4 protein-coding genes and 1 pseudogene are annotated in these 3,782 nt (G+C 62.1%); 2 read left to right on the top strand and 3 right to left on the bottom strand.

Features of this window, described 5'->3' with window-relative positions; genetic code table 11:
- Positions 1–175: 175 nt before the first annotated feature.
- From ACWD5D_RS44800 to ACWD5D_RS44790, 3 genes are all read right to left on the bottom strand, one after another.
- The gene (locus ACWD5D_RS44800) at positions 176–637 is read right to left on the bottom strand and encodes a hypothetical protein (RefSeq protein WP_451378498.1); all 462 of its coding nucleotides are present in this window, start codon (positions 635–637) and stop codon (positions 176–178) included.
- A gap of 138 nt (positions 638–775) precedes the next feature.
- A complete protein-coding gene (locus ACWD5D_RS44795) occupies positions 776–1,525 on the bottom strand; it encodes a C39 family peptidase (RefSeq protein WP_451378497.1) in 750 nt (249 codons plus the stop codon).
- A 39-nt stretch (positions 1,526–1,564) separates the two neighbouring features.
- A complete protein-coding gene (locus ACWD5D_RS44790; RefSeq protein WP_451378496.1) occupies positions 1,565–1,867 on the bottom strand; it encodes a hypothetical protein in 303 nt (100 codons plus the stop codon).
- A 744-nt stretch (positions 1,868–2,611) separates the two neighbouring features.
- Here ACWD5D_RS44790 and ACWD5D_RS44785 point away from each other — a divergent pair.
- Positions 2,612–3,445, top strand: a complete 834-nt coding sequence (locus tag ACWD5D_RS44785) for a YncE family protein (RefSeq protein ID WP_451378495.1) — start codon at positions 2,612–2,614, stop codon at positions 3,443–3,445.
- A 134-nt stretch (positions 3,446–3,579) separates the two neighbouring features.
- Positions 3,580–3,687: pseudogene (locus ACWD5D_RS44780) on the top strand (IS5/IS1182 family transposase); the annotation flags it as partial.
- Between the last annotated feature and the right edge of the window lie 95 nt (positions 3,688–3,782).

The raw sequence follows: 3,782 nt of genomic DNA, 5'->3' as shown, positions 1-3,782 counted from the left end.
GTTGTACTCGCGTCACGCAAGACGATCTACCGGATCACGCCTCACAGTGAGAGCGAATCCCGCATATTGATCACGACCCGATACGCGCCCTAGCCACTGAAGCTGGCGTAGAGAGGCACCCGCAGCCGCTGAGACTCGTCGTCCACGGTCCGTCGTCTGCGGGCGCTGAAACCCCCTATCCTCCCAGGATGCCGTCGCCGGCGCGTTCCGGGGTCGTGCGAGCACGAGCTGTCAGCTCGGTCAGAAGGGCTGTGGCGGGATAGTCGTGATTGGCCTCAATCCCGGTGGGCGATGGCGCCGCTGGCACGAGTCGGTCTTGGCCGCTCGCCCCACGGTGTAGCCAGATCGCCAGCAGGTGGAGCGCCGGGACTTGCAGCAGTCGCAGTTCGGCGTCCGCACCACCTTCGGCGTGTTCCGCCACTTCGAGGGCTTCGAGAATACCGGATACGAACGGGCCATAGTTGACCTGCGCTACGGAGTGCACGCCTTCCGGTGTGACGACTGTGTCCGCGAGAGCAACGGGAATTCCGCCTTGTTCGACCACATAGCGCCAGGCGACGGCTTGTGCAGGGGCTAGTTCTCTGCCTCTGCGCAGGTCATCCAACCCGAGTGAGTACACCGGCAGACAGCCGGTCATAACGGGCTCCTCGGCATCTGCCCCAACTGAAATCCTGGGACGGGTCCGGCCTCGAGATACGAGTTGTCGGATACCTTCCCGTGCAGCTGTCAGCGATTCCGCAGGAGGTTCAGAGCCACGGAAAACCATGCTGGGTCCTCAGGGGTGTCGGGTGAAGTACGAGTGGGTCCAAGTGCCGCTTCCCTGGTACGCGGAGCGCACAGTGGCATCAGCGATATCGCTCGGACCGAACCAGGAGTCATCGATGTACACCCAACCTGGGAAGTCGTCGTAGCCCGTGACGGCAATGAAGTGGCCGCCGCCGCCTCGCCAGCCGATGTGTATGCACAGCGGGCGGCCAGCGTTGATCTCCCTGCTGATCTCTGCATACGTGGCCTGTCGGGACACCAGGCTGTCCAGACAACCCAAGCGAGTCAGAGGGCCGTCAAGCGGATGCTCGACGTTGCAAGGGTCAGAGGGATTGGTGCAGCAATCAGCACGGCCCAGTTCGGCGTTGGCCAGTGAGCACTGCGTCCAGGCGGTGGGTGTGTAGTAGGCGACGACACTAGTTGCGGTCGCTGCCCAACACCAATTGGTTCGTTGCTGGGGCTGCATGTTAAAGGCGATATCGATCCCGCCGAGAACGGTGATGTCGGCGACCACGGGCAGCGGGTCGCGCGAATCGACGTTGATCATGAAGGTCACGCCGTGATTGAGGTCGTAGGGCGGGCCATGTGGACTGATGTTCTCGACCGCGATGCTGGCCGCCCCCACGAAGCGAGCACCGTCCGAGCCGCACTCGGAGGCTGTAACCAGGACGGAAGAGTCGTGGCCAATCTCCGGGGCATTGAAATTGAACGCCTGGCGCCCTTTGGTGGGGCGGTAGTACTGGCGATAGGTGACAGGCACCGTTCGCCTCCTCAGTGCAGAACCTGTACCGGTTCATGATCACACATGCAGAACCTGCACCGGTTTGTGATCAAAGATGGTGATGTCGGCGACCACGGGCAGCGGGTCGCGCCAATCGACGTTGATCATGAAGGTCACGCCGTGGTTGGAGTCGAAGGGCGGGCCGTGCGGACTGATGTTCTCGACCGAGATATCGGCCGCCCCGACGAAGCGAACACCGTCCGCGGTGCACTCGGAGGCTGTAACCAAGACGACAGAGTCGTGATCGATGTCCCACGAGTTGTAGTTGTACGCCAGGCGCCCTTTGTGGGGGCCGTAGTAAAAGCGATAGGTTTTAGGCACCGGAATCTCCGAAGGTGGCACTAGCGCTGATGTCTACCGGCGGACGGAGCAAACGTCTTAGGCATCCATGCCGGGCCCTGCGCCGGAATCCGTCAGCGGAGGATTCGAGGGTTCCTCGACGCTTCTGGAGCAGTGGCAACTCGTTCAGGGGCCACAGATCCATCGCAGCACATGATGCCCCAGGTCGCAACTCGTCCTGCCACAGCAGGTGGTCGATGGTCTCGAAGGGTGGGCGACGATGCTTGAGGACGTCAAAAACCGCACAAACAGGGCGCACGCACACGCCGAGTTGATAGTGGGGAGCAGCGCCAAGAGTCGAGACGGCCCCTCGTCACAGGCCAGGCAACTACCAGTCCGCTTCGGTGAGGATGCCGAGTTTGACCATGCGCTTCAGCTTACCCTGGGTGCCTTCGATGTTCTGCGGCTCCTGGCCTGACGATCTCTGCTGCGGTGGTCCGGTGCCACTCGAACGTTCCACCGTGGACCGCGTCCCGGGTCAAGCTCCCTTTGCAGCGTCCTCTTCGGTGGGTCAGTCTGGTTCGGTGGGTCAGTCTGGAATGAAGCCCCAGGACAACACGAGATCGGCGCTTGGGAGATGAATGCCCTATGCCTCCACAAGACACCCCAGGGCTCTTCGCGATACCGGTGGAGTGGGAGCCTTGGCGGATAGCTTTCGGACCAGATGGGCGCCGCGCCTACGTGGCGACGTCAAAACCCTGGAGTGAAGAAGGATTCCTTGGCCGAGTGTCTGTGATCGACACAGATACGGGAGCGGTCATCGCCAACATTGACCTCGGTGACGTGTTCCTTGGGGACCTCGGTGGTGACATTGCCGTGATCCCGGATGGCCGTCACCTTTACGTTTCCGGCGGGCGCAAATCAGTGACGGTGCTTGACATCGCCACAAACCAGGTGGCAGCGAAGATTGCCCTCCCTGAAGGCCTCACGCCTGCGACGGGAGTGGCGATTGCCCCCGATGGGCGCAGGGCCTTCGTGCTGGTACAAAAAGGTGAGGACGGTGGTGAGATGTGCGTCATCGACACGGAAACCCAGTCGATCACCGACCGGATCACCGGGCTGTCCGTCGAACCGTTCGGACTGCAGATCAGCCCCGACGGGAAACGCGCCTACGTGAGCCATGGTGGCGATTCCGGGATGGTGATTGACCTCGCCTCCCAGAAGGTCCAGGTTCTCCCGTATCCCTTTGAAGGCCCATTCTGGATGGCAATCACCCCGGACAGCAACCGCGCCTACATCGGCGCGGATCAAAGCGATCTGTACGTGACAGACTTGACGACCGAGAAGGGGACTGACATTTTCCCTACTCAGCGGGCCATCGGCGGCGTAGCTATCACGCCGGACGGACGCCGTGTCTACGTGTCACAAGGCGATGGCCAGGGGGACGGGCCCAACGTCATGGTGATCGATACCGTCACAGACAAGCCCACTTGTTGTCCTGCCTCGTGGTACAACGCCCGGCCTCGCGGTATGGCAATCACACCGGATGGGAAACACGTCTACGTCACCGACTCGCGCTACCGGAAGGTCATGGTTATCCCGGTTCCCGAAGGCGGCTGATTCCGCCCGGCCGATGACCAGACACTGAGCCCTTTCCAACCTGGCCTGTGAGGTTGGCAGTTGGGCTGACATCGTGGTGAAGCCCCTGTAGATGGGTTTTCGACCAAGAGAACCGTCTCCACCAGAGGCTTCACGTGCTTGTCTGCCCGCCGGGCGTCGACGTGTCCAGCTCTGCCCTTCGCTTCCTCACGCAGCAGTTGCGGCGGCACCGCCGCGAGGTCGGCTCCCGTTGGCGGCGTCTGAGAGGGCTTCTCGAAACCGAGTGTGCAGCTTGGGGTTCCGTATGGGTGTGCTGTTCAGGTGATTGTGGCTGCGCGGGGGCATGAAGGCAGGGCCT

Source organism: Streptomyces sp. NPDC002520 (genome assembly GCF_053595235.1).
This window is presented reverse-complemented; position numbering and strand designations above follow the sequence as displayed.

What these genes read in the sequence shown, in the direction of transcription:
- ACWD5D_RS44800 (WP_451378498.1), bottom strand. Translation starts at nt 637, where the DNA reads ATGACCGGCTGTCTGCCGGTGTACTCACTCGGGTTGGATGACCTGCGC.